Below are 25,133 nucleotides of genomic sequence, written 5' to 3'. Positions count from 1 at the left end.
GATATGAATTGACTACGCACTAACAATTAACGCTCGATGGTCAGGGCCACACCCATACCACCACCGATACACAAGCTGGCAATACCCTTCTTGGCGTTGCGGCGCTGCATCTCATGCAGCAGGGTCACCAGAATGCGGCAACCGGATGCGCCAATGGGGTGGCCGATGGCGATGGCGCCACCGTTCACGTTGACCTTGGAGGTGTCCCAGCCCATTTGCTGATTGACTGCACAAGCCTGTGCGGCAAAGGCTTCGTTGATCTCCAGCAGGTCCAGGTCCTGGGCCTTCCAGCCGGCACGGGCCAGCGCCTTTTGCGAAGCAGGAACCGGGCCCATCCCCATCATGGCGGGGTCGAGCCCGCTAGTGGCAAAGCTGGCAATGCGTCCCATGGGTGTGAGACCCAAGGCGGCCGCCTTCTTGGCTGTCATCACCATCACTGCCGCGGCTCCGTCATTGATGCCGGAGGCATTGCCTGCAGTAACGCTGCCCGTCTTGTCGAAGGCGGGACGCAAACCAGCCAGTGCGTCGGCATTGGTCTTGCGGTTGACGAACTCGTCAACCGCGAAAACTATGGGGTCACCCTTCTTTTGCGCAATGCTGAACGGCACGATCTCGTCGGCGAACTTGCCTGCATCCTGCGCTGCAGCAGCCTTTCGCTGGCTGTCCAGTGCCAATGCGTCCTGCATGTCCCGGGTTATGCCGTGGGCCTTGGCGACGTTCTCGGCAGTAATGCCCATGTGGTACTGGTTGTAAACGTCCCATAGGCCGTCCACGATCATGGAGTCGATCATCTTCCAGTCACCCATACGCTGGCCGTCGCGGCTTCCCAGCAATACGTGGGGAGAGGCGCTCATGTTTTCCTGACCGCCGGCAATCACGATTTCGCTGTCGCCATAGGCAATGGCTTGCGCCGCCAGCATCACGGCCTTGAGGCCCGAGCCGCAAACTGCATTGATGGTGAGCGCCGGTGTTTCCTTGGCGATACCGCTCTTGATCAGGGTCTGGCGCGCAGGATTCTGACCCTGGCCGGCCGCCAGCACCTGGCCCATGATGACCTCGCCAATCTGGTCTGCGCCCAATTTGGTGCGCTCCAGCAGGCTCTTGATGACGGCGGCTCCCAGCTCAGGCGCAGCCGACTTGGCCAGCGTGCCGCCAAACTTGCCAACTGCGGTACGTGCAGCTGAAACGATAACGATGTCTTCCATTTTTAAGTCTCCGAAGTGGTGAGGGGGAATCTAGACCTTGACTTTCACATAGCTACCAGGGGCGGGCATGGTGGCCTTGTACTTGCCTTTGCCGTAAGTCCTGGGCGCTGCAATTTGCTTGCCAGCATGGCTCTTGAGCCATGCTGCCCAATCTGTCCACCAGCTGCCAGGGTGCTCCACCGCGCCCTCCAGCCAGGCTTCTTGTGTCTTGGGTAACTTGCCATCGGAGCGGATCCAGTGGCTTCGCTTGTTCTTTGCGGGGGGATTGATCACGCCTGCGATATGGCCTGAGGCCCCCATGACGAACCGCTTCTTGCCTGGCAGCACCTGGGTGGAGCCATAGGCGCCACCGATGGGCACGATGTGGTCTTCGCGTGATCCGTAGATGTAGACCGGCAGATCGAGCTTGCCCAGGTCGATCTTCTCGCCGCAAACCGTGGCCTTGCCGGGCTTGATCAACTTGTTCTCCAGGTAGGTGTTGCGCAGGTACCAGGCGTAGAACGGTCCGGGCAGATTGGTGCTGTCGGAGTTCCAGTACAGCAGATCGAACGGTGGCGGTGTTTCACCCTTGAGGTAGTTGCCCACCACGTAGTTCCAGACCAGGTCGTTGGGACGCAGGAAACTGAAGGTGCTGGCGAGGTCGGTGCCTTTCATCAGCCCTCCCTTGCCCAGCTCGGCTTCACGGAATTTCACAAACGCCTCATCGATGAACACATCCAGAATGCCGGTGTCGGTGAAGTCCAGCAAAGTGGTCAGCAGCGTAAGGCTGGCGGCCGGCTTTTCTCCACGCGCGGCCAGCACGGCCAGGGCCGTGGTCAGCATGGTTCCGCCTACGCAAAATCCCAAAGCATTGATGCTGGGCGAACCGCTGATCTCCTGCGCGACCGTGATCGCCTTGATCACAGCGTCTTCAATGTAGTTGTCCCATGTCTTGTGGTCCAGAGACGCATCTGGATTGCGCCAGCTCACCACAAACGTGCGGTGCCCCTGGGACACGGCATAGCGGATCAGAGAGTTTTCTGGCTGCAAGTCCAGGATGTAGAACTTGTTGATGCAGGGCGGCACCAACAGGAAAGGCTTTTCGTAGACCTTGGCGGTGAGTGGCTTGTATTCGAGAAGCTGAAACAGATCGTTCTCGAACACCACAGCGCCTTCGGTGGTCGCGACGTTCTTGCCAACCTCGAACAGGCTTTCGTCCGTCATGGACACATGGCCCTGCTGAATATCGTGCACCAGGTTCTGGACACCTTTGGCAATGCTCTCGCCTTTGGTTTCGATGGCCTTCTTTTGAGCTTCGGCGTTGAAGGCCAGAAAATTGCTGGGTGCGGCGGCGGCGACCCACTGCTCAACGGCAAAACGAATGCGGTTGCGGGTCTTGGCATCCGCCTCCACAGCATCCGCCATGCCCATCAAGGTGCGGGCGTTGAGCAAATACACCGCAGCGGAATAGGCTGCCAGCGGATTCTCGTTCCAGGAGGCATCTGCAAAACGCCGGTCCGCAGCAACCTTGGCCGGTTTGAAGCCTTCGGACAGCAAGCTCAAGGCTTCCTTGGAATACTGCTGCTGCAACTCCTGCATTTTTTCCGGAGCAAAATGGATTTCCGGCAGTTTGCCCGGCATTGCGCCCAGACCCGGAAGACCGTTGGTGGCTCCCACATCCACCTTCTTGAAGGCTTCCAGCGCTTGTGTCCATCCCTGCGTCAAAGCCTGTTGGAATTGCTGGGTTGCCTCATTCAGGAAATCAGGATTGTTTTGCCCCACGTGTCACCTCTTTAGTTGATTTCATTGACGACGCTAGTATCTCAGCTTGAGAGTCCCTTTTTCCTTACAAGAAGATATACAAACCCTATATGTACATAGTTCCAATTGCCTGGCTATATGTTGCGCTGATGATGAGTGTTGCCGAGGCCACCAACAGCAATGGGACGGTGTTGGGCGCCATTGTCACCTTTGTGTTGTATGGCCTGTTGCCGGTAGGGCTGGTGTTCTACATCATGGGGACGCCTGCCAGAAAGCGCGCAATACGAGCGCGCGAAGAACAGGAACGCGCCGCCTATCTGGCGCGGGCACAGGAAGTGGAGAATCCGGCGTCAATCCAGACGCCAGATGCAGGCGGCCATGCGGCCACTGACCCGGTCACGCCGATGCGAGAAGAACCTTGACGGATTGGCCACCGTGCACCACGCCTGACTACCGTCATTTCCGAACGTTCGTTCTATTCCCAGTGCAGCCAAACGCTGTCTCGCCAAGGCAGGCAAATTGGCCAGCCATTTGCCAGGCCCTGTGGCAATGAAGCAGACAGCAGCAGCCTCGGATTGCGCGACAAAAGCCTCGCGTACTTCGTTGCCTACTTCAAAGGCCTGGGGGCCTATGCAGGGGCCAAGCCAAGCCAACAGACTCTCGCCTCCCGCCTGCCCGCGAGACGGCAACCCAGCGCGCATAGTGGCCACCGATTGCTCCAGTACACCCTGCCCTTGCGCACCCAGCAGGCCGCGCCAGCCCGCGTGCGCCGCCAGGACCCGGCTCCCCTGCGCATCGCACAGCAGAACGGGCAGACAGTCGGCAACCATCACGGTGCAAGCAACGCCAGGGTGCTCGGTAATCGCCGCATCCGCGGAAAAACCGTCAGCGCTTTGGCAATCCAACGCTTGCACATGGGTTCCGTGCACCTGGTTCAGAAACACCGCGTGTGCACCTGTCGCCTCCTGGAGCCGCTGGCGGTTGGCTTGAACAGACTGCGGCTCGTCACCTACATGGGTGCCGAGATTCAAACCAGCGTAAATGCCCTCCGACACACCGCCTTGGCGCGTGGTGCATACAGCCCGAACGTGTGGCGGAGCAGGCCAGTCGGGAACCAGCCAGTCAAAATATTGGGATTGCATGGCCCACAGCATAATGCCCCCTGCAATTCCCCAACCTAGACGGAGCCCCCATGATTCTCGAATTGGCAGACATTCGTATACACAGCGGTCAAAACCAGGCGTTTGATGAAGCCATCGCCCGCGGCCTGCGCGAGGTCATTTCACATGCCAAAGGTTTTCGGGGGTTCAAGGTTAACAAGGGAATTGAAAATCCGGACCGGTACATATTGCAGATATTTTGGGAAACCCTGGAAAACCATACCGTGGACTTCCGCCAATCAGATGCGTTTGCACAATGGCGTGCCATCGTGGGTCCCTTCTTCGCGGTGGCACCTGTTGTGGAGCATTTTGAGCTGGTGACCAAGTCCAGCCAGTAACCTGCCTTCAGTCCGGATATTTGTCGAATATGTCATTTGTTTTTCCAGCCCAAGAAGTTGCAAGCGTCCCTGTCCACGGCATGGATCAGCGTTTTCCGGTTCATCGCATTTATTGCGTGGGCCGCAACTACGAAGAACATGCCAAGGAAATGGGCGCCACCGGGCGTGAGGCGCCGTTCTTCTTTCTCAAGCCTGCTGACGCCATTGTGTCGGCGCCCGCCACGGCGATGGCGAACATGCCCTACCCTACGCTTACCCAGAATCTGCACCATGAAGTGGAGTTGGTCGTAGCCATTGGGACCGGGGGCAGCCATATCAAGGCCGCGGACGCCCAGCGGCACATCTATGGCTACGCCGTAGGCCTGGACATGACGCGACGGGACTTGCAGAACGACATGAAGAAGCAGGGGCGCCCCTGGAGCATAGGCAAGGGCTTTGACCATTCCGCCCCGATTGGCGAAATCACACCCGCATCCCAGGTCCCCGGCATAGCGGAGGCGGGAATTTCACTGACAGTGAATGGGCAGGTACGGCAATCCGGCAACATTTCGCAATTGATCTGGAATATTGCCGAAACCATTGAACAGCTATCTACTGCATGGACACTGCAGCCCGGCGACCTGATCTTCACCGGCACCCCGGCGGGCGTCGCGGCAGTGGTGCGCGGGGACGTGCTGGAGGCCCGTGTGGATGGACTACAAAGCCTGCGCGTCCAGATCGTTTGAACTGACTAAACCACGTTTCCCATGCAGCGCCCTCCCATCAAATTTTGCAGAGAGTGTGGAACCTCCGTGGTTTACCGCATCCCCGACGACGGCGATACCAAGGAACGCGCCGTATGCCCGGCCTGCAACACCATTCACTATGAAAATCCGCTGAACGTGGTGGGCACGGTGCCCTTCTGGGGTGACAAGGTGCTGCTGTGCAAACGCAATATTGAGCCGCGCTGGGGAAAATGGACGCTGCCGGCCGGTTTCATGGAGTTGAACGAAACCACGCTGGAAGGCGCCGCGCGTGAAACCCTGGAAGAGGCCGGAGCGCAATTCGAGATGCTCGGCTTCTTCAGCCTAGTCAACGTGGCCCGCGTGAGCCAGGTACATCTGTTCTACCTAGCCCAACTCACCAGTGACCAGTTCGCGCCCGGTGTGGAAACCATCGAGGCGCGGCTCTTCCTGGAAAGCGAAATTCCCTGGGATGAAATTGCCTTTCGCACCACCAAGGAGACGCTGGAGCGCTATTTCGCGGACCGTCGTACGGGGCGTTTCAATATCCATCACATCGACATCGCCTGATCAGCATGCTGCCGTGTTATGTCATGCTGGATCTGGAGACCACAGGTGGTAACGCGGTGCATGACCGCATCACTGAAATCGCGGCCGTGCGGGTAGAAGATGGGATAGAAACTGCGCGCTGGAGCACCCTGGTCAACCCCGGTACCCGGATTCCGCCATTCATTGAGTCGCTCACCGGCATCAGCGATGCCATGGTGGCCGACGCACCGACCTTCGCAGAGGCAGTGCAACCGTTGCTTGCGATGCTGGACGGCGCCGTACTGGTGGCGCACAACGTGCGCTTTGACCACGGTTTTCTGCAAAACGAGATGGCCCGCCTGGACTTGCCTCTGAAAGTCAAAACACTGTGCACGGTCAGGCTGTCACGCAAACTGTACCCGCAATTCAAGGGACATGGCCTGGACGCCATCATGCAGCGCCATGGGCTGCATACCTTGGCACGCCACCGAGCCATGGGTGACGTGGACGTGGTGTTGCAGTGGCTCAAGCTCGCCCAACAGGAGTTGGGACTGGATACCGTACAGCAGGCCGCCAAACTGTTACTGCAGGGCAGCGCCTGCCTGCCACCCAAGCTGGAAACCGATGTGGCCGACATTCCAGATGTACCGGGTGTCTATATGTTTTACGGGGAAGGCCCGCTGCCGCTGTATATCGGCAAGAGCGTGTCCATGCGCAGCCGGGTGATGTCGCACTTTCAGTCCGCGACCAAGGTTGCACGGGAGATGCGCATCCTGACCGAAATACGCAGGGTTGAATGGCGGGAGACCGCGGGAGAACTGGGTGCATTGCTGCTGGAAGCACGGTTGGTCAAGGAGCAGCAGCCGGTCTACAACCGCCAGCTTCGCCGCGAAAGAGCGCTGTGTGCCTGGCAGTTGGATGAATCACCCAGCTCCAACCCCATGCTCAAATTGGTCCAACTGGACGACATGGAGCCCGGCGCTTGGGGCCGCATCTTCGGCACCTACCGCTCCAAGCGTCAGGCCACGGATGCCCTGCGGCTGCTGGCTGACACCTATCAGCTTTGCCCGCGACTGCTGGGACTGGAGTCAGGCAAAGGCATTTGCTTTGCCGCCCAAACGGGACGCTGCAAGGGTGCCTGCGCCGGACATGAGTCACTTTCCCTGCATCGGGTTCGGGTACAGATGGCACTTGCGGCTCACCAGTTGCGTGCCTGGCCCTATCCCGGCAAGGTGGCAATCCGTGAGTACCACCAGTCTTCTGGCAAGACAGACATTCATGTATTTGACCACTGGTGTCATATCGCCACGGTCAACGATGCGGCCGAACTGGATGACTTAAGTCAAGCTAGAAAGCCTCTCGCCTTTGACCTGGACGTCTACCGTCTGCTGACCAAGCGCTTCGCAATGATGGAAACTTCGGGCGCGGACCTATTTCATTTGCCAGCCTCCATTGAGACCAGCGATCAAGATTGCGTGCAATGAAGACAATTGGGTGCATGGCTGACAGTTGCATCTAGCGCAAATTGATGCTGCCGCTCCCATCATCGGAGTGTCATAAATGTATCCTGCATGCGAGAATGCAAAAAACATATGAGGCGGGTATGAGATTCAAAGCGGTCACTGTGGGAGTTGTTTTGGCTGGAACCGCGCTGGGAAGCGCAGCGCTGACTCTGGGAAGAGCACGAGGCGCAGCATGGATCGGCCAACCTCTTGAATTACAAGTCCCCGTGCAACTGGATTCCGGGCAATCAGGTTCCGGTCTTTGCGCAGATGCTGAAGTGTTTCACGGAGAAAGCCGCCAAGATGCAAGCCGGGTCCAGGTGCAGGTTGAACCCGCCGGACAATCGGACTCCTACAACCTGAAGATTACTTCCTCCACCCCGGTCGATGAACCTGTGGTCACGGTGTATCTGCGTGCGGGATGTGGACAAAAGTCTTCGCGCAAATACGTGCTATTGGCTGATTTCCCACCTGACTCCCAGAGCCAGCCTGTTCGGGCTGCACCCGTTGTGCCACAAGTACCCACGGTTGTGACTCCTGCAGCGCCTGCCGAAAGTGCACCGGCACAGACTTCCCCCAAGCCAGAGCCTGCCGTCGCAGCGCCAGTTGCCCCTACCAAGGCGGCCAAGACACCGAAGCCTGCAAAGGCCGCCATCCCCAAGGAGGCAACCAAGGAGCCGGCACGCAAAAAGGAGCCCGCCCCCAAGCCCGCTACCAAGCCTGTAAAGCCGGTTGAGCCGCCTGCTGCGCAGGCCAAGGGCACCGGTAAATCACGGCTCAAGCTTGATCCAGTGGAAACCCTGGCTGAGCGGGTCAAGAATCTGGAAGCCACCACAACGCAAAGTTCACTGCAGGACGACATGGCGCGTGACGCACAGAAGATGCAGCAGTTGCAGACAGACTTGCGCACGCTGCTTGATCAGGCTGTGAAGAATGAAGCCAGCCTGGCTGCCATGCGCGAGCGTCTGGAGAAGGCAGAGGCAGACCGTGTTCCTGTAGCCGTGGTGTATGGCCTGGTTGCCCTGGTGGCTCTTTGCCTGGCCGCCCTCGCCTATCTGTGGACTCGCCGGGGCCAGCCAATCCGTTGGGAGCGCGATGTGCCCAGCGCGCGCGCCAAGGCCGCGGCAGACGATAACGTGTAGCACAGCACTTGAGGCGACTGTCGCCTTGCCTCAAGTGCGTCCTTCAGGATCTGGCCAGCGGATTGGGGGTTGCATCCGCAATCTTGATGAGCGTGTTGCGGTCCGTGTGGTGAAACGGCTCCTCCTTGCCGCGAATCAATAGCACTGTGTCTTCTTCGTACGTCCAAGTTCCATCGTTGTTGATGCTGACTTTGATGCGGAACTCCGTGGTCTTGAAGGCATAGTCCAGGAACGGTGCGGAGCGGATGCCGAAGCTGGGATCCGCATGGTTCGCGGTCAACTCGAAGGATGTGTCTTCCGCCTTGGCCTTCCCCGAGGCCATCAACACCATGCCGCGCGGAATGGTAAGCGTATGGATCACCGTGCCGGTGGCAGGCTCCCATAGCCAGTAACCCACCTGCTCATGGTAGGTCTTGACCTGTTCCGGCTTGGTGATATGGGTGTGGTAACGCAAGCCGTACAAAAGCTGCGGCCCATTGGTCTGCGGATCAATAGGCTGAAGTTCCATGCGCTCCACAAAGGCCTGCTTGCGTGGCCCATCGACCTTGGGTTTGACATCCAGGCCACGCTGCCCCTGCCACACACCGGCCATGGACCGCAAAGGCCCAAGATTGCGCAAAGTATCCACATCCACATCACCCGGCTCGGTGTAAATATCCTCAGAAAACTCGCTCACGATCTCCCTTTCCATGAATCCTGAAAACCAACCTTACGAAACGTCTGCAACTCAATAGGCAATCTGGTTGCGCCCATTGCCTTTGGCCTTGTAGAGCGCAGCATCGGCGACTCCTACAAGGCTTTCCAAGTCCGCATGTTCTGCATCCAATGCGGCAAGCCCAATGCTAACCGTCACGCGCAGCTCGCCAGTCGGGGCGGCAAAGGGATCGTCTTCCACAAAGCGACGAATTCTCTCGCATACCGCCTTTGCAGTCTCCAAATTGCAGTTGCTCAAGACGATGATGAATTCTTCCCCACCGTAGCGCCCTACCGCATCAAACTCACGCGCGGCTCGACGTATGCGCGCGGCAAGCTCAACTAAAACGATGTCACCAGTCTGATGTCCGTAGGTGTCATTTACCCTCTTGAAGTGATCCACGTCGACCATGGCCACACACAAGGGGGCACCACGCTTGGCCCTGGCAATTTCTGCGGCCACCAGCTCGGTGATCGCCGAGCGGTTCCAGACGCGGGTGAGGCCGTCTACCGAGGCCTTGAGCTTCAACTCGTCTCTTTCACGAATCAGTTCACGCTGGGATGCATTGAGTTGGCCGCGCTGCAACTCAGACTCCGCAATGGCGGCGAGATCCCGCAACCCCTGAAGCTGCTGTCGCGTCAACTTGCGTGGCTGGGTATCCATGACGCACAGCGTGCCTACGCGACTTCCATCCGGCATTTCCAGCGGGTACCCGGCATAAAAGCGGATGGAGGGTTCACCCGTTACCAGCGGATTGTCAGCAAACCTGGGATCCAGCCTGGCGTCCTCCACCACAAATGCCTTGCTGGAAAGAATTGCATGGGCGCAAAAGGAGATTCGCCTGGGAATTTCGTCTGTCACAGGACCCGTGAACGACTTGTGCCACTGGGTCTGATCAGCAACCAAGCTGATGACCGCCATGGGAATACCCAGCAATTGCGACGTCAATCGGGTAATCCGGTCAAAGCGCTCTTCCGACGGCGAAAAAAGTGTCCCCGTCGAACGCAAGGCAGCCATTCGATGCACTTCATCAACCGGAATGTCGGGCGCTTTCAATGATCCACTCCTTGACCACCTTGGCACCAGTATCGGCCAGATCGCGCAGGGAATCTACATTGCCGTCCACTTCCCAATGAAAAAAGCCTCCTGATATTGCTACCAGGAGGCTTTCAAACTATTGAATGGTCGGTGTGAAAGGATTCGAACCTTCGACCCCTTGCACCCCATGCAAGTGCGCTACCAGGCTGCGCCACACACCGATCAAGCCTAGCATTATAGCCCGAAAGATTCGCCTTTTTCAGTCCACGACTGCGAGTAGTTCACGTATTTCAAACAGTTCGCGGCGCAATTGGAACAACGGCACGCCCGCATCTTCAGAAGACTCCACCGCAATCACGGAATCCAGGTCATCCAAATCGCCGCCATCAACATCCAGATCGTCCACGCCATCGAGCATGACCTCGCCATTGCGCTTCTTGTCCCGCTCGCTTTGCAGCAATTCCTGCATCTTGTTGCGTGCACCGCTGATGGTGAAGCCCTGGTCGTAAAGCAAGTCACGGATGCGTCGAATCATCAGCACTTCGTGGTGTTGGTAATAGCGTCGATTACCTCTGCGCTTCATGGGGCGCAGTTGCGTGAATTCCTGCTCCCAATACCGTAGCACATGAGGTTTGACGCCACACAAGTCGCCCACTTCACCGATGGTGAAGTAGCGTTTAGCGGGAATAGGGGGGAGAGTTTTCTCCATTGAAATCAATGCTGTACGGACTAAAGCGCAGAGGTTACTCTAAGTTTGTCCCCACGCAAAGAGCAACTCGCCAGCCAGCAGCAAATAATTGTGCCGAACTGTTTAAACCGAAGCCGCCGGCTTGCCCTCTTCCTGGATTTGCTCTTTGAGTTTATGGCTTGCGTGGAAGGTCACTACGCGCCGTGCCTTGATGGGAATGGCCTCCCCGGTGCGCGGATTGCGTCCCGGGCGCGGCGCCTTGGTGCGGATCTGGAAATTGCCGAAGCCGGAGATCTTGACGTCCGTACCCTCCACCAGGCTGGCGGATATCAGGTCAAAGAATGCGTCAATCATGTCCTTGGATTCACGTTTGTTCAAACCGATTTGTTCAAACAGCAAATCGGCCAGCTGCGCTTTGGTCAGCGCAGGCGTCTCCAGGCTTTCGACAGAAAATTCCATAGTGTGTCGCTCGTCTTTATGTTGCGTGTAGTTTAGGCCCGCTGGCGGGCGCCCAACGCGGAAATCAACTGATCCACAATGGCTTTCACAGCCGCCTCAATTTGCTCCTCGGTCAGGCTGGCCTCGTCGCTGTTGAGCGTCAGGCGTACGGCCAGACTCCTGTCGGTAGCGCCCTCGGCAGCAACCGCATCCTTGGGCAACTTGGGGCGATACACATCGAACAGCTGGGCGTCGCGCAACAAGCCTGCGGTAGGTGCCGACCAGATGACTCGCATCAGTTCGGCATAGGTCACCGCGTCTTTCACCACCACAGCCACATCACGCTGGACCGCCTGAATCTTGGCAACCGGATTGAACAGGGGCACGCGACGTGCCAGTACAGGCTCCAGGTCAAGTTCAAACAGTACGGGCGCCGTGGGCAGCTCGTAGGACTGGCGCCATTTGGGGTGCAACTCGCCCACATAACCAATACACTTTTCGTTCAGCCACACCGAAGCACAACGTCCTGGATGCATGGCGGGGTGTGTGGCTGGTTTGAATATGGCAACCAGAGGCGCCAAAAGATTCTCGACGTCTCCCTTGACGCCGAAGAAATCAACCGGCGCGTCGGCCACGCTCCATTGCAACGGATCGGCGCTACCGCTGGCCAGTCCGGCAATGCGCATGGGTTGATTGAATCCTTCCACCGTGGCGTCAGTGCTTTTCACGGATGCATCGCGCAGGAAGACACGACCCACTTCAAAGACACGTACGCGTGCGGCTTTGCGCGCCTGGTTGAACTTGAGAACCTGCAGCAGTGAACCAAGCAGCGAGGAGCGCATCACGCTCATCTGGCTGGCAATCGGGTTGAGCAACTTGATAGGGTTGGGGTTACCCGCCAGCTCGTGCTCCCAGCGTTCTTCCACGAAACTGAAGTTGATGGTTTCCTGGTAGCCCAGCGCTGCCAATGCACGGCGCACAGCGAATGCACTGCGCTGCGCCTCCGCACGGATACGTGCCGTAGTTGGCGCCAGCGGCGGCGTATGCGGCAAGTTGTTGTAGCCCACCATGCGCGCGACTTCTTCAATCAGATCCTCTTCAATCTGCAAGTCGAAGCGATAGGACGGTGGCGTCACGGTAATGAGGCCTTCGGTTTGCGTCAGCGACAGACCCAGACGACTCAGCGCGTCCGCGCACTGCTGCTGCGACAAGGGCATGCCAATGATCTTGGACGCACGGGCCACGCGCAAACTCACCGGTTTGGAGGGGGGCATCGCCGGCTTTTGATCATCCATGGGGCCACAAGATGTGTCCGCCGTGCCGCATATTTCAACGATCAACTGCGTGATGCGCTCAATATGCTCCACCGTCAATTCAGGATCCACACCGCGCTCAAACCGATGACCAGCATCCGTGGAAAAGTTGAAGCGGCGCGAACGGCCTGCAATGGCCTTTGGCCACCAGAAGGCTGCTTCCACATACACATTGCGTGTGTCGTCCGATACCGCAGTGGCGTCACCGCCCATGATGCCGGCAAGTGACTCGACCTGCGCATCGTCTGCAATCACGCCCACCTTGTCGTCAACGGTGACGGTGTTGCCATTGAGCAGCTTGATTTGCTCGCCAGGCTTGCCCCAGCGCACGTCCAGACCACCCTGGATCTTGTCCAGGTCAAAGATGTGAGAGGGTCGCCCCAACTCGAACATCACGTAGTTGGAAATATCTACCAGCGCGGTGACGCTGCGTTGGCCACAGCGCGCCAGACGGTCCACCATCCATTGGGGGGTCTTGGCCTTGGTGTTGACGTTGCGGACCACACGACCCGAAAAGCGACCGCACAGATCGTGCGCGCTGATCTTGACCGGCAGGCGATCGCTGTTTCCAATGGCAACTGCCGGAAATCCGGGAGCGATAAGTGGCGAGCCGGTCAGGGCCGAGACTTCGCGTGCGACGCCGTACACACTCAGACAGTGCGCCAGATTCGGCGTCAGCTTGAGGGTGAACAACGTGTCATCCAAATTCAGGTATTCGCGAATGTTCTGACCGAGTGGTGCATCCTCAGCCAATTCCAGCAAACCACCATGGTCCTCGGACAGCTTCAATTCCCGCGCTGAGCACAACATGCCCTGGCTCTCGACGCCGCGCAACTTGCCTACCTTGATCAGGAAAGGCTTGCCGTCTTCGCCAGGCGGCAATTCGGCCCCAACGAGTGCGCACGGAACGCGAATACCCACGCGGGCATTGGGCGCACCGCACACAATATTCAGCAGTTCGCCCTGCCCCACGTCCACCTTGCAAACGCGCAAGCGGTCTGCATTGGGGTGCTGCTCGGCTTCCTTTATTTCGCCCACCACGATCTTGGTGAACGGGGGTGCTACGGGCTGGAGTTCTTCGACCTCCAGTCCGGCCATGGTCAGGGTCTCGGCCAATTCGGCAGTACCGATGGCGGGATTACAAAAAGTGCGTAGCCAGGATTCAGGGAATTGCATGTTCAGCTCAAACGGGTGTACTTAACGGCTCTTATTGGAATTGCGACAGGAAGCGCACATCACCATCAAAAAACAGGCGCAAGTCGTTCACGCCATAACGCAGCATGGTCAGGCGATCCGACCCCATGCCAAAGGCAAAGCCGATGAATTTCTCGGGGTCCAGACCCATGTTGCGAATGACGTTGGGATGCACCTGGCCGGACCCGGCCACTTCCAGCCACCGACCCGCCAAGGGCCCGCTCTGAAACTGGATGTCGATTTCCGCGCTGGGTTCGGTGAACGGGAAGAAACTGGGGCGGAAACGCAGCACCAGGTCATCGCTCTCGAAGAAGGTACGGCAGAAATCGGTAAACACGAACTTCAAATCCTTAAAGCTCACGTTTTCACCCACCCACAGCCCTTCGCACTGATGGAACATGGGGGAATGGGTGGCATCGCTGTCCACACGGTAAGTACGTCCTGGTGCAATGACACGGATTTCCGGCATGTCACCGGAGTACAGGCCCTGCGTTGCCCCCACGGACGCACGGTGTTTCTTGACGTGCTGCACCGCATAGCGGATTTGCATGGGACTGGTATGGGTGCGCAGCAGATTGGGCGCAGACTCCGAGCCACCTTCCACATAGAAGGTGTCGTGCATGGAGCGCGCCGGATGGTCTTCCGGTGTGTTGAGCGCGGTGAAGTTAAACCAATCCGACTCGATCTCGGGGCCTTGGGCCACATCGAACCCCATGGAGCCGAAGATTGCTTCAATGCGCTCCAGAGTCAGTGATACAGGGTGCAGTCCACCCTGCCCGCGCTGGCGTCCTGGCAGCGTTACATCCAGGGCTTCGGCCTGCAATTGCGCTTGTAGCTCGGCGTCGGCAAGTGCCTGCCGCCGTGCAGTCAAAGCGGCTTCGATTGCCTGTTTGGCCACATTGATGGCTGCGCCGCGCGCTTTCTTTTCGTCGACACTGAGTGCCGCCATACCTTTCATCAGCTCGGTAATCTTGCCGGATTTACCCAGAAACTGGGCTTTGGCATTCTCCAGGTCAGCAGGCGTTGCAGCGAGCGCAAATGCGGACTGTGCGGATTCGACGATGGCGTTCAACTCGGTAGTCATACGATTTTGGGATGAATTCGGTTCAAATGAAAAAGGGCTAGTGCCGTGAAAGCTCTAGCCCTTACTTCGTACGCAAGGCACTGTATGCGCCCTACTCGTGAATCAAGCAGCCAGCTTGGCCTTGACCTGCTCCACGATGCTTGCAAATGCAGCCATGTCATGAATAGCGATATCGGACAGAACCTTGCGGTCGATCTCGATATTGGCCTTCTTCAGACCGTTGGCAAATTGGCTGTACGTCAGGCCACACTGACGCGCAGCAGCATTGATACGGGCAATCCACAACTGACGGAAGACACGCTTCTTGGTACGACGGTCACGGTAGGCATATTGCCCAGCCTTCATCACCGCTTCTTTGGCGATGCGGAAGACATTACCGCGGCGACCGCGAAAACCTTTTGCAAGGGCCAGAACTTTTTTGTGGCGGGCGCGAGCCGTTACACCACGTTTGACGCGAGGCATGAGTTACTCCTTGTTCGTCGTTAATTAAATACCACGGCCAGGAAGCATCTGTGCCATGTGACCCATATTGGTCTCATGAACTCCAGTGGATCCGCGCAGGTGGCGTTTATTCTTGGTGGTCTTCTTGGTCAGAATGTGACGCTTGAAGGCTTGACCGCGTTTGACGGTTCCACCGGGACGAACGCGAAAGCGTTTCTTCGCCGCGCTCTTGGTCTTCATTTTGGGCATTGTTATGCTCCTTCTATCTTGTGCTCGTGAGGCGTCTGGAAACGACTTCCAGCCTTGTTGGCCCCGAGCCACTTTTGTGGCGAGTTTGATTTCGCCACTTGTGTGGTGAGAATTACCTCACCACTTTCGCAACGGGCCTTGACCCATCACTACTTGTTTCAACCGGTGACCAGACCGGTTGAAAAAATTACGCTGTAGTTTCCACTACAGGCTTGGGTGCACCGCCACCCGGCTTCTTGCGACCCGGTGCAATCATCATGATCATCTGTCGCCCTTCCAGCTTGGGGAACTGCTCCACGATGATCGAGTCACCCAGCTCGTCACGCATACGCTGCAACAAAGCCAATCCAATTTCCTGGTGCGTGATCTCGCGACCCCGGAAGCGCAAGGTAATCTTGCACTTGTCACCATCATCCAAAAAGCGCCGGATATTGCGCAATTTGATGTTGTAGTCGCCATCGTCGGTGCCAGGCCGGAACTTGATTTCCTTGACCTCGATCACCTTTTGCTTGGACTTCGCTTCCGCAGCCTTTTTCTGTTCCTGGTATTTGAACTTGCCGTAATCCATCAATCGACAGACCGGCGGATTCGCCGTGGCAGCAATTTCAACCAGATCAACATCAAGCTCGCCTGCCATGCGCAGGGCTTCCATCAGGCTGACCACACCGAGTGGCTCATTGTCAACGCCCGTGAGGCGAACCTCAGGGGCCATGATTTCCCGGTTCAAACGGTGTTTACGTTCTTCACGCTGACGGCGGTCACGAAATTCAGTAGCGATGGCTCAATCCTTTACTATTTTTGCCACAACACGTGGCGAATGCCGCACAGCACACACGGGCAAACCGACATCTTTGGAAACGACCTTAGACCGAGGACTTGCTCGCAATGTCAGCCTGGATTTTTTGCACAAAGGCATCAAGGGACATTGCTCCGAGGTCTTGTCCACCCCGGGCGCGCACTGCAACAGCGCCTGCTGCCATCTCTTTGTCACCAATAACAAGCAGATACGGCAGCTTTTGCATCGAATGCTCGCGTATTTTAAGCGTAATTTTCTCGTTGCGCAGGTCTAATTTGACCCTAAGCCCTTGATTTTGCAACGTTTTTGCGACGTTTTTGCAATATTCCGCCTGAGAATCGGTGATATTGAGCACCGCAACCTGTACCGGAGCCAGCCAGGCAGGCAAGGCACCAGCGCTCTCTTCGATCAAAATTCCGATGAATCGCTCTAGGCTGCCGACGATGGCGCGGTGCAGCATGACCGGACGATGGCGGGCCCCATCTTCCGCCACATACTCCGCATCCAGACGCTCGGTCATGAAGAAATCTACCTGCATGGTGCCGCACTGCCATTGGCGCCCTAACGCATCTTTCAGTGTGTATTCAATCTTGGGGCCATAGAAAGCGCCATCGCCAGCACTGATCTCATATTCGCAGCCAGAGGCCCGCAGACTCTCAATCAGTGCATGCTCGGCCTTGTCCCAACTCTCATCGGAGCCGATACGCTTTTCGGGTCGCGTCGCGACCTTGTAAATGATGTTGGAGAAACCAAAGTCGGCGTACACCTTTTGCAGCAGGGTCGTATAAGCCACACACTCCGAAAGAATCTGGTCCTCTGTACAGAAAATGTGACCATCGTCCTGGGTAAAACCGCGCACACGCATGATGCCGTGCAATCCTCCGGACGGCTCGTTACGGTGGCAGTTGCCGAACTCCCCGTAGCGCAGAGGCAAATCGCGGTAACTCTTGATTCCCTGCTTGAAGATCAGGATATGCCCGGGGCAATTCATCGGCTTGAGCGCGTACTCGCGCTTTTCCGACTCGGTAATGAACATATTCTCGCGGTACTTATCCCAGTGACCCGTCTTCTCCCACAGCCCCTTATCCAAAAGCTGAGGGCCCTTGACTTCCTGGTACCCGTTATCTCGGTAGACCTGACGCATGTACTGCTCGACCTGCTGCCACAAAGTCCAACCCTTGGGATGCCAGAACACCAGTCCGGGGGCATGGTCGTCAATATGGAACAGATCCAGCTCGCGCCCCAGCTTGCGGTGGTCGCGCTTTTCCGCCTCCTCCAGCATGGTCAGATATTGCTGAAGCTCCTCTTTAGTAGCCCATGCGGTGCCATAAATGCGCTGCAGCATCTCGTTCTTGTGGTCCCCGCGCCAATAGGCTCCCGCCAACTTCATGAGCTTGAAGTGCTTGAGCTTGCCAGTGCTAGGTACGTGGGGGCCGCGGCACAGATCCTCAAATGAGCCTTCACGGTAGAGGGAAACCTCTTCATTGCTAGGAATGCTGGCAATGATCTCAGCCTTGTAGTTTTCACGCAGGCTCTTGAAGTAGGCCACAGCTTCATCACGCGGCAACACCCGACGCACCACCGGTTCATCCTTGTTCGCCAGTTCGAGCATCTTCTTCTCGATCAGGACTAGGTCTTCCGGGGTGAACGGGCGCTTGTACGAAAAGTCGTAGAAGAATCCATTTTCGATGACGGGACCAATGGTGACCTGCGCGTCAGGGAACAACTCCTTGACCGCATACGCCAGCAAGTGGGCCGTGCTATGGCGAATGACTTCCAGACCGTCAACGTCCTTGGCCGTGACGATGGAGAGCTTGCTGTCGGACTGCATCTGAAAGCTGGTGTCGACAACCTTGCCGTCCACTTTGCCAGCCAGCGCCGCCTTGGCCAGTCCAGCTCCAATAGATGCAGCAACCTCAGCCACCGTTACTGGGCCTGAAAATTCACGTTGAGAACCGTCTGGGAGCGTAATTTGAATCATAAAAAAGCAATGCGTTGAGAGGGCAAAAAGAAAAGCGCGGTGGAATCCGCGCTTGACTGAAAGTTGGTAGCTGACTGCGCCCAAGGCGCACGGACTACGGCCTTAGATGCTGGTATCGGCTGCCGGTGTAGTTCGCGGTGTCATAACCAAGGTGCCTTTCTCGCTCTTACATAAATTGGGGTCGCCCATTTTAACCGCAGTCGCTTGCCCTGCTCGAATGACTCCGCCAGGAACGCAAACCCAGGAAGATTCCCCATCATTGAATCCGCACACAGAGATTCAACGCCTCAGAGACCAACTTCCCATCACCTCGTAGTGCGATTCGCCAACGTGGCTGTCAATGAGCGCAAGCGTGCTTGCCGTCCAACGAATAGGTGCGATAGCGTGCGTTTGCGCCACCTTTCCCCGGTACGACAAAGTCATGTGAGGAGAGAATGCGTTTGCCTTGTTCGGTCCGCCAGCATTGGCAATTGCCAGTCCCAATCGGAAGCGAAGTGCTTTGACCTCCTCCAGCCCCTCACCCACACAAAGCACAAAGGCCGCCGCATTGCGAAAGCTCATGACGTGATCAAAGACAATATCGAATGCGTCCGCCGATGCGGCCACAGCATCACCAATGAACCTTGCCGTCCGTACCACTTCAGGTGGTGGCACATCCAAGTAGCCACCAACACCCCTTAAGGAGATATGCAAACGGTCGACCGATACCGCCTTGCCTCCTATTCCGAGCGACTGAGACAACTGCGCAGCTACACGCGCAATTTCAACACCCGCCTCGGCACTGGGCAGCAATGCAAAAAATACGTTATGCCGCGGCCATACACGCCGCAGCACATTGGTCGGACGGATGAAGTTTGAGGTCACGGGCTCAAAACCAGGCAAAGACAGTTGCTCGGACATATTGGTCCTTTCACACGCCTGTAATTGTGGCCATTTCAGCCCGAAACGAAATAAAAAAAGCCGGAGCCCCTTGCGGGGTCCGGCCTTGATGGCGACTGCCAGGGTCAGTGGAACTGTTCTTCTTCGGTGGAGCCTGTCAGCGCAGTCACGCTGGACTTGCCGCCCTGGATCACGGTGGTGATCTCGTCGAAATAACCGGTGCCCACTTCCTGCTGGTGCGACACGAAGCTGTAGCCGCGATCACGTGCTGCGAACTCCGGCTCTTGCACCTTCTCCACGTAGGCGGACATGCCGCGCTTGACGTAGTCTTGTGCCAAATCGAACATGTGGTACCACATATTGTGGATACCGGCCAGCGTAATGAACTGGTACTTGTAGCCCATGGCACCCAGCTCCTTCTGGAACTTGGCAATGGTGGCGTCGTCCAGATTCTTCTTCCAGTTGAAGGACGGCGAGCAGTTGTAGGCCAGCATCTTGCCTGGGTGCTTGGCATGCACCGCGTCCGCAAATTTCTTGGCAAATTCCAGATCAGGCGTGCCGGTTTCGCACCACACTAGGTCAGCATAGTCTGCATAGGCCACGGCGCGGGAGATCGCCTGGTCCAGGCCCTTGCGGGTCTTGTAAAAGCCTTCAGCCGTACGCTCACCGGTCAGGAAAGGCTTGTCATTGGCATCGTAGTCGCTGGTCAGCAGGTCTGCGGCTTCTGCGTCGGTACGGGCAATCACCAGCGTGGGCACGCCGTAGACGTCGGCAGCCATACGGGCAGCGATCAGCTTCTGCACGGCCTCCGTCGTGGGAACCAGCACCTTGCCACCCATGTGACCGCACTTCTTCACGGAAGCCAACTGGTCCTCAAAGTGAACGCCACCGGCACCGGCGCGGATCATGGCCTTCATCAGTTCGTAGGCGTTGAGCACGCCACCAAAACCGGCTTCGGCATCGGCCACGATGGGCGCGTGGTAATCGATGTAGCCCGCGTCGCCGGGGTTCACACCCTTGGACCACTGGATTTCGTCGGCGCGGGTGAAGGAGTTGTTGATCCGCTCCACAACCTTTGGCACCGAGTCCACTGGGTACAGGGACTGGTCGGGGTACATGGCGGAATATTCGTTGTTGTCTGCAGCAACCTGCCAGCCAGACAGGTAGATGGCCTTGATACCGGCCTTGACTTGCTGCATGGCTTGGCCACCCGTCAGTGCGCCCAGGCAGTTGACGTAGGGCTCGTTGTTCACCAAGTTCCACAGCTTTTCTGCGCCACGGCGAGCCAGGGTGTGCTCGACCTGGAATGATCCGCGCAGACGCACTACGTCGGCTGCGGTGTATCCGCGCTTGATGCCTTTCCAACGGGGGTTGGTAGCCCAGTCTTTTTCCAGGGCGGCAATCTGTTGTTCGCGGCTGAGTTGTTCTGTCAGGGATTGAGGCATGTAAACACTCCTAGGTTGATTAAATCGGTGGAACTGTTCGCGAATTTTTCGCTGTCCATGGGCAAATTCTAAGTCTTATACAAGACTTAAAACCAATCTTATGTCTTATATAAGACTTAAATTTTTCCGTTTTAAATCAACTACTTAGGCACTTTGTTTTATTGAGTAGAAAGCATTTTCCACAATACAAAATATTGATTGACACAAACATCAACCAATATTTCATTATGTAAAATGTTGCAACACAACATAAAAGCCTGGATGCTTCCAGGCTCAGCCCTGCTAGAAAGCGTCTGCGTAACGCCCCAATTCCCAGTCACTCACATGCTGACTGTAGGCATCCCACTCGGCACGTTTGAGCTGGATGAACTGCTGGCAAAAGGCTTCACCCACCAAGGCTCGCAAGGCCTTGTCCGCATCCAGTGAGGTAATGGCCTCTTCCAGGTTTCTCGGCAAACGCGGTGGCATGTCCTTTCCGCTAGCGCGGCGCTCATACAGATCTTCGTCGCACGGAGCCGGCGCCTGCAGATTGCGGTCAATGCCATCTACGCCAGCAGCCAAGGTAGCGGCGATGGCCGCGTAGACATTGCACGAGGGGTCCGGCAGCCGCCACTCGATCCGCCCGGCCACGGTGCGAACCACGCAGGTACGGTTGTTGTCACCCCAGGCCTTCCAGACCGGTGACCATGTCGTGCCAGATGCACTGCTGCTACTGGCCAATCGTTTGTAACTGTTGACTGTGGGTGCGCAAAGTGCGCTGAGCGCATCGGCATGGTGAAGCAAACCGGCAGCAAATTGTTGTCCCTGCGCGCTCAGGCCACCGGCACCTCGCACATCGGTGAATATCGCCTTGCCTTGCGCATCGGTAATGCTTAGATGGAAATGCAATCCGCTGCCAGGAGCCATTGCAAGGGGTTTGGGCATGCTGCTGAAGACCATGCCGTGCTTTTGCGCCACCGCATGCGCCGTCATCTTGAAGAGCATGTAGCGATCTGCAGCCGCCAACGCGTCGTCAAAGCGGTAATTGATCTCGTACTGGCCGCACGCGTCCTCATGGTCGATCTGCTGCAGCTCAAAACCCAGCTGCACCAGGGTGCTGCGCATGTCTTCCAGAAAGCCTGCGTTGCGATGAATCGCCTTGAGGTCGTAGGATGGTTTGTCTAGCTGGTCCTGTCCGTCGGCCACCTGCCAATGTCCGTCCGCTCCTCGCCTGAGCAGAAAGAACTCCGGCTCGATGCCGACCCACAGGGTCCAGCCTCGATCCCTTATGCGCTGCAACACGGACTGAAGCATTTGACGTGAGCAGGTTTCCAACGGTTCGCCCCCGGCGAATCCGTCACAAACGGCCCGCGCCACTCCAGGCATAAAGGGTAGAGCCTGCAATGACCCCAGGTTCACGCGGCCGTAGTACTCGCTACGTGCGCCAAAGCGCGGCAGCCCCGTACCCCAAATGCTGGGGCCTGCAAAGCCCGCGCCCTGCTCGACCCACTCCTTCAGGTTGTCCAGTGGTACCAGCTTGCCTTTGGCGACCCCATGGATGTCACAAAACTGGGTGAGAATGGAATGGATGCCTTGTGACTTGAGGCTGTCAATAACCGGCTGATACGGATTCATAGGCTTTCCAATCAGGCAAATACTTGGTCGAGGATCTGCAGCGCCTCTTCAAACACGCTGTCTTCAATGGTGAGCGGAAACAGGAAGCGGATCACGTTGCCGTACACACCGCAGGTGAGCAACAACAGGCCCTTTTTCAGCGCTGCCTGCTGCAGCTTCTTGGTGAGGTCTGCATCCGGTGCTCCGGTCTGCGGATTCACAAACTCGCAGGCCACCATGGCGCCCAGTGCGCGGATATCGCCCATGCATGGGTTCTTGGCCTTGGCTGCTTGCAGGCGCACCTTGAGTTGTGCACCCAGTTTGTTGGCGCGCTCGGGCAACTTCTCTTCGGCCATCACGTCCAGCACAGCGTGGGACGCAGCAATCGCGAGCGGATGACCTGCGTAGGTGCCGCCCAGACCGCCAGGGTTGGGCGCATCCATCACTTCGGCCCGGCCCACCACGGCGGACAAGGTCGTGCCACCGGCCATGCTCTTGGCCATGGTCATGATGTCGGGAGATACGCCGAAGTGCTCCATGGCAAACATCTTGCCGGTACGGGCAAAGCCGGTTTGCACTTCGTCGGCAATCATCAAAATGCCATGCTGATCGCACAGCTCGCGCAGCCATTTGACGGCCTCGGCCTGGATCGGGTTGAAGCCGCCCTCGCCTTGCACTGGTTCAAAGATGATGGCTGCAACGCGCGCAGGATCGATGTCGCACTTGAAGAGCTGCTCCACCGCGTACTTGGTGTCTTCCAGATTGGCACCTTCAGCCGGGAACGGTGCGTGGTAAATCTCGGGGGCAAAGGGACCAAAGCCGGCTTTGTAGGGCTGGACCTTGCCGGTCAAGGCCACCGCAAACATGCTGCGTCCGTGGAAAGCACCGCCAAAGGCAATCACGCCGCTGCGCTTGGTATAGGACCGTGCAATCTTGATCGCGTTTTCCACGGCTTCTGCGCCAGTAGAGAAAAACGCAGTCTTGCGGTCGCCGGCAATGGGAACGATGGCGTTGATGCGCTCTGCCAGAGTCACGTATTCGGAATACGGCACAACCTGGTAGCAGCTGTGGGTAAAGCGTTGCAGTTGTGCAGCAATGGCGGCTTGCACCTTGGGATGCACATGGCCGGTGTTGAGAACTGCAATGCCGCCAGCAAAGTCGATATAACGACGACCTTCGATGTCCCAGAACTCGGCGTTCTTGGCGTGGTCGATAAAGAAGTCACCCATCACGGCCACACCGCGAGGTGTGGCAGCCAGACGACGGGCATGCCATTCGGCGTTGGTGCCGGCCGCAGTGGCGCTAGCCAAAGCGGAAGGTTTGAGTGCTGCATTCATGTGAAATCTCCTTGAGAAAATGCTGTAACAGGTAAGTGTGAGGTGCAATCGCCGCGCGGTCAAACCGGGCTATCGATGCGGATCCATGTGGTCTTGGTTTCGGTGTATTTGTCAAAGGCGTGCAGCGATTTGTCGCGCCCTACCCCGCTCTGCTTGAAGCCCCCAAAGGGAACAGTGATATCGTCTTCATCGTACTGGTTCACGTGCACGGTACCGGCACGCAGAGCACGCGCCACGCCGTGCGCCTTGTTGATGTCACGAGTCCAAACACCCGCTTGCAGGCCGTACACGCTGTCGTTGGCCTGGCGCACCACATCGGCCGCATCGGTGAACGACAGCACGGAAAGCACCGGCCCGAAGATTTCCTCACGGGCAATCTTCATTTCAGGCTTCACGCCGTCAAATATGGTGGGCTGCACGTAGCAGCCACCCGTCTCCGCCAATGCCTGCTCGCCACCGGCAATGAGCTTGGCGCCTTCGGCTTTCCCGCTTTCGATGTATCCCAGAACCGTCTTCATCTGCAGCTGGTCCACTACGGCGCCCATAACGGTGCCTGGCAGTGTCGGATTGGCGGGCGCGTAGCCCGGCACCAGGGCGAGAGCCTTTTCCAGAAACCGCTCCTTGATACTGGCCTCCACAAACAAGCGCGAAGGCGCATTACAGCTTTCGCCCTGGTTGAAAAAGATGCTGCCAACCGCCGCGGCTACTGCGCGGTCCAGATCGGGGCAATCGGCAAACACGATATTGGGCGACTTGCCGCCCAGCTCGGTCCACGCGCGCTTGAGGTTGCTCTGCCCCGCCATCACATGGATTTGCTTGCCCACGCGGGTGGAGCCGGTAAACGCAATGCAATCCACGTCCATATGCAGAGCCAATGGCGAACCGGCTTCCGGTCCGTAACCGGTGACCACATTGAAGACCCCGTCCGGGATCCCGGCTTCGAGTGCCAGCTCCGCCAGGCGCAGAGCAGTCAAGGGTGACTTCTCGCTGGGCTTGAGAACCACCGAATTGCCACTGGCCAGCGCAGGAGCAATCTTCCACGCCGTCATGATCATGGGGTAGTTCCACGGAACGATGACGCCCACTACGCCCACGGGCTCCCGTGTGATGAGGGCCAGCGCAGTGGCAGGCGTGGGGGCAATCTCGTCATAAATCTTGTCCACTGCTTCGCCATACCAGCGAATGCAATTGGCAGCGCTGTTGACATCCACAGCGCGGGCGTACTTCACCGGCTTGCCCATGTCCAAGGTTTCAGTAATGGCCAACTCATCGCCATGCTGCTGGATCAGTTCGGCAAAACGGATCATCACCCGTTTACGCTGGGCAGGGGCCATGCCACTCCAGCGCCGATCTTCAAAGGCTGCACGCGCCGCACCTACCGCGGCATCGATATCGGCCGCGCCGCAACGCGCAACCTGCGTCAATATCCGTCCATCAACAGGAGAAATACAGTCGAACAACTGGCCGTCCACGGCGTTGGTGCGCTTGCCATTGATCAGGGCACGGCCATCGAATGTCTTGGGGATGATTGCTTGGGGGTTAGTCATGGAGTTGCTCTCTTGCTTTGCGGCTTGTCTCGCTGCCAAACTGGATTCTTCAAATGTTCAAAAAGTGGCACCAATGGAA

General features: G+C 57.6%; 23 protein-coding genes, 1 tRNA gene and 1 pseudogene. 6 read left to right on the top strand and 19 right to left on the bottom strand.

What is annotated here, in order from left to right:
• Window positions 1–26: 26 nt before the first annotated feature.
• Window positions 27–1,205: an acetyl-CoA C-acetyltransferase gene (locus tag AC1RMF_RS02430; RefSeq protein WP_342617755.1), complete on the bottom strand. Its 1,179-nt coding sequence runs from the start codon at window positions 1,203–1,205 to the stop codon at window positions 27–29.
• A 30-nt stretch (window positions 1,206–1,235) separates the two neighbouring features.
• Window positions 1,236–2,966 carry a PHA/PHB synthase family protein gene (locus AC1RMF_RS02425; RefSeq protein WP_493139234.1) on the bottom strand — a complete coding sequence of 577 codons (1,731 nt, stop codon included), beginning with the start codon at window positions 2,964–2,966 and terminating at the stop codon, window positions 1,236–1,238.
• Window positions 2,967–3,055: 89 nt separating this feature from the next.
• On the opposite strand from AC1RMF_RS02425, the gene AC1RMF_RS02420 reads away from it, so the two are divergent.
• Window positions 3,056–3,367 (top strand): hypothetical protein, encoded by a 312-nt coding sequence (locus AC1RMF_RS02420; protein ID WP_493139232.1) that lies wholly within the window; start codon window positions 3,056–3,058, stop codon window positions 3,365–3,367.
• On the opposite strand, the gene pgeF is transcribed toward AC1RMF_RS02420, so the two are convergent.
• Window positions 3,296–4,087 (bottom strand): peptidoglycan editing factor PgeF, encoded by a 792-nt coding sequence (gene pgeF, locus AC1RMF_RS02415; RefSeq protein ID WP_493139230.1) that lies wholly within the window; start codon window positions 4,085–4,087, stop codon window positions 3,296–3,298. The genes AC1RMF_RS02420 and pgeF overlap by 72 nt on opposite strands.
• Before the next feature lie 50 nt (window positions 4,088–4,137).
• Here pgeF and AC1RMF_RS02410 point away from each other — a divergent pair, with 50 nt between their 5' ends.
• From AC1RMF_RS02410 to AC1RMF_RS02390, 5 genes are all read left to right on the top strand, one after another.
• A complete protein-coding gene (locus AC1RMF_RS02410) occupies window positions 4,138–4,443 on the top strand; it encodes an antibiotic biosynthesis monooxygenase family protein (protein WP_342617759.1) in 306 nt (101 codons plus the stop codon).
• 29 nt (window positions 4,444–4,472) lie between these two features.
• On the top strand, window positions 4,473–5,168 hold the full coding sequence (locus tag AC1RMF_RS02405) for a fumarylacetoacetate hydrolase family protein (protein ID WP_342617760.1): 696 nt from the start codon (window positions 4,473–4,475) through the stop codon (window positions 5,166–5,168).
• A 21-nt stretch (window positions 5,169–5,189) separates the two neighbouring features.
• The gene (locus tag AC1RMF_RS02400) at window positions 5,190–5,735 is read left to right on the top strand and encodes an NUDIX hydrolase (RefSeq protein ID WP_342617761.1); all 546 of its coding nucleotides are present in this window, start codon (window positions 5,190–5,192) and stop codon (window positions 5,733–5,735) included.
• A gap of 5 nt (window positions 5,736–5,740) precedes the next feature.
• Window positions 5,741–7,177: an exonuclease domain-containing protein gene (locus AC1RMF_RS02395; protein WP_493139226.1), complete on the top strand. Its 1,437-nt coding sequence runs from the start codon at window positions 5,741–5,743 to the stop codon at window positions 7,175–7,177.
• A gap of 296 nt (window positions 7,178–7,473) precedes the next feature.
• Entirely contained in the window at window positions 7,474–8,337 is an 864-nt protein-coding gene (locus AC1RMF_RS02390; protein ID WP_493139224.1) for a hypothetical protein, read from the top strand.
• A gap of 43 nt (window positions 8,338–8,380) precedes the next feature.
• Here the strand turns inward: AC1RMF_RS02390 and AC1RMF_RS02385 are convergent, their stop codons facing one another.
• The 16 genes and pseudogenes from AC1RMF_RS02385 to AC1RMF_RS02310 all read right to left on the bottom strand — a co-directional run bounded on the left by AC1RMF_RS02385 (window position 8,381) and on the right by AC1RMF_RS02310 (window position 25,054).
• Window positions 8,381–9,013 carry an FABP family protein gene (locus AC1RMF_RS02385; protein WP_493139223.1) on the bottom strand — a complete coding sequence of 211 codons (633 nt, stop codon included), beginning with the start codon at window positions 9,011–9,013 and terminating at the stop codon, window positions 8,381–8,383.
• Between the two features lie 51 nt (window positions 9,014–9,064).
• Window positions 9,065–10,087: a sensor domain-containing diguanylate cyclase gene (locus tag AC1RMF_RS02380; protein WP_493139221.1), complete on the bottom strand. Its 1,023-nt coding sequence runs from the start codon at window positions 10,085–10,087 to the stop codon at window positions 9,065–9,067.
• 126 nt (window positions 10,088–10,213) lie between these two features.
• Window positions 10,214–10,290: transfer RNA gene (locus tag AC1RMF_RS02375), tRNA-Pro, on the bottom strand.
• A 38-nt stretch (window positions 10,291–10,328) separates the two neighbouring features.
• Complete coding sequence (locus AC1RMF_RS02370; RefSeq protein ID WP_342617766.1) at window positions 10,329–10,778, bottom strand: MerR family transcriptional regulator; 450 nt, start codon at window positions 10,776–10,778, stop codon at window positions 10,329–10,331.
• Between the two features lie 102 nt (window positions 10,779–10,880).
• Window positions 10,881–11,222: pseudogene (locus tag AC1RMF_RS02365) on the bottom strand (integration host factor subunit alpha); the annotation flags it as partial.
• A gap of 26 nt (window positions 11,223–11,248) precedes the next feature.
• Window positions 11,249–13,684 (bottom strand): phenylalanine--tRNA ligase subunit beta, encoded by a 2,436-nt coding sequence (gene pheT, locus AC1RMF_RS02360; RefSeq protein WP_493139219.1) that lies wholly within the window; start codon window positions 13,682–13,684, stop codon window positions 11,249–11,251.
• Window positions 13,685–13,715: 31 nt separating this feature from the next.
• The gene (pheS, locus tag AC1RMF_RS02355) at window positions 13,716–14,786 is read right to left on the bottom strand and encodes a phenylalanine--tRNA ligase subunit alpha (RefSeq protein ID WP_493139217.1); all 1,071 of its coding nucleotides are present in this window, start codon (window positions 14,784–14,786) and stop codon (window positions 13,716–13,718) included.
• A gap of 102 nt (window positions 14,787–14,888) precedes the next feature.
• Window positions 14,889–15,248: a 50S ribosomal protein L20 gene (gene rplT, locus AC1RMF_RS02350; protein WP_342617770.1), complete on the bottom strand. Its 360-nt coding sequence runs from the start codon at window positions 15,246–15,248 to the stop codon at window positions 14,889–14,891.
• A 24-nt stretch (window positions 15,249–15,272) separates the two neighbouring features.
• Window positions 15,273–15,476, bottom strand: a complete 204-nt coding sequence (gene rpmI, locus AC1RMF_RS02345; RefSeq protein ID WP_094481090.1) for a 50S ribosomal protein L35 — start codon at window positions 15,474–15,476, stop codon at window positions 15,273–15,275.
• Window positions 15,477–15,663: 187 nt separating this feature from the next.
• Window positions 15,664–16,254, bottom strand: coding sequence for a translation initiation factor IF-3 (gene infC, locus AC1RMF_RS02340; protein WP_493139922.1), 591 nt, complete (start codon window positions 16,252–16,254; stop codon window positions 15,664–15,666).
• An 85-nt stretch (window positions 16,255–16,339) separates the two neighbouring features.
• The gene (gene thrS, locus AC1RMF_RS02335) at window positions 16,340–18,253 is read right to left on the bottom strand and encodes a threonine--tRNA ligase (protein ID WP_493139920.1); all 1,914 of its coding nucleotides are present in this window, start codon (window positions 18,251–18,253) and stop codon (window positions 16,340–16,342) included.
• 279 nt (window positions 18,254–18,532) lie between these two features.
• Window positions 18,533–19,153, bottom strand: coding sequence for a 2'-5' RNA ligase family protein (locus tag AC1RMF_RS02330; RefSeq protein WP_493139215.1), 621 nt, complete (start codon window positions 19,151–19,153; stop codon window positions 18,533–18,535).
• A 104-nt stretch (window positions 19,154–19,257) separates the two neighbouring features.
• Window positions 19,258–20,577: an isocitrate lyase gene (gene aceA / locus AC1RMF_RS02325; protein WP_342617773.1), complete on the bottom strand. Its 1,320-nt coding sequence runs from the start codon at window positions 20,575–20,577 to the stop codon at window positions 19,258–19,260.
• A gap of 282 nt (window positions 20,578–20,859) precedes the next feature.
• Window positions 20,860–22,191 (bottom strand): type III glutamate--ammonia ligase, encoded by a 1,332-nt coding sequence (glnT, locus tag AC1RMF_RS02320; protein WP_493139212.1) that lies wholly within the window; start codon window positions 22,189–22,191, stop codon window positions 20,860–20,862.
• Window positions 22,192–22,202: 11 nt separating this feature from the next.
• Window positions 22,203–23,507, bottom strand: a complete 1,305-nt coding sequence (gene gabT / locus AC1RMF_RS02315; protein ID WP_342617776.1) for a 4-aminobutyrate--2-oxoglutarate transaminase — start codon at window positions 23,505–23,507, stop codon at window positions 22,203–22,205.
• A 59-nt stretch (window positions 23,508–23,566) separates the two neighbouring features.
• On the bottom strand, window positions 23,567–25,054 hold the full coding sequence (locus tag AC1RMF_RS02310) for an aldehyde dehydrogenase (RefSeq protein ID WP_342617777.1): 1,488 nt from the start codon (window positions 25,052–25,054) through the stop codon (window positions 23,567–23,569).
• Window positions 25,055–25,133 lie beyond the last annotated feature (79 nt).

Source organism: Rhodoferax sp. GW822-FHT04A08 (genome assembly GCF_058801025.1).
This window is presented reverse-complemented; position numbering and strand designations above follow the sequence as displayed.